At 60.9% G+C, this 827-nt stretch carries 1 protein-coding gene; it reads right to left on the bottom strand.

Annotated elements, in window-relative coordinates; genetic code table 11:
* Positions 1-180 precede the first annotated feature (180 nt).
* A partial coding sequence (locus tag ACFXHA_RS40820) for a tetratricopeptide repeat protein (RefSeq protein ID WP_379365996.1) occupies positions 181-827 on the bottom strand: 647 nt, incomplete at its 5' end.

Below are 827 nucleotides of genomic sequence, written 5' to 3'. Positions count from 1 at the left end.
AGCCCTGAGTCAATGCTCAGGGCTTCCGGTCGTGGTGGCTTGCACGAAATGGGTGCGGCACAAAGATTATTCGGCTCCGGAAGGCGAGATGATGCGCGAGCAGGGCGTTTGACGTGTAGGTATTGAACGCCGAGGGGGCCGAGTTACGAAGTGGATTAGCCTCTGCCAAGAAGTAGAGATTTAGCTTGTGAGCGTGTCGGGGTGGTCGTCGGGGCCGAGGATGCCCTCGGAATCGGCCAAGGCGGTTTCGACCAGGGTGATGGCTTTGTCGAGCTGCCCAGAGGATTCATAGGCGTAGGCGAGGTTGATGCAAGCGGTGAGGGTGTCAGGGTGGTCGGCGCCGAGGATGCGTTTGGAATCGGCGAGGGCGGCCTCAAGTAGGGCAATAGCTTTGTCGACCTGGCCGCTAGATTCGTAGGCGTCGACAAGGTTGTTGCGGCCGGTGAGTGTTAGAGGGTGGTCGGCGCCGAGGATGCGTTTGGAATCGGCGAGGGCGGCCTCAAGTAGGGCAATAGCTTTGTCGAGCTGCCCCGCTGACCGGTAGGCGCCGGCGAGATTGTTGCGGCTGACGAGGGTGCTGGGATTGTCGGCACCGAGGATCCGCTCGCGATCGGCGAGGATGGTTTCGAACATATCGATGGCCTTGTCGAGCTGCCCTGAGGATTTGTAGGCAGCAGCGAGGTTGTTGCGGCAGGTGAGGGTGCTTGTGTGGTCAGCACCGAGGATGCGCTCGAAGTCGGCGAAGATGGTTTCGAACATATCGATGGCTTTGTCGAGCTGCCCCGCGGATTCGTAGGCGCCGGCGAGGTTGTTGCGGCCGGTGAGTG

This window comes from Nocardia sp. NPDC059240 (genome assembly GCF_042753865.1).
Classification (GTDB): domain Bacteria; phylum Actinomycetota; class Actinomycetes; order Mycobacteriales; family Mycobacteriaceae; genus Nocardia.
The sequence above is the reverse complement of the archived record's forward strand: the minus strand, read 5'-3'. Positions and strand labels throughout refer to the sequence as shown.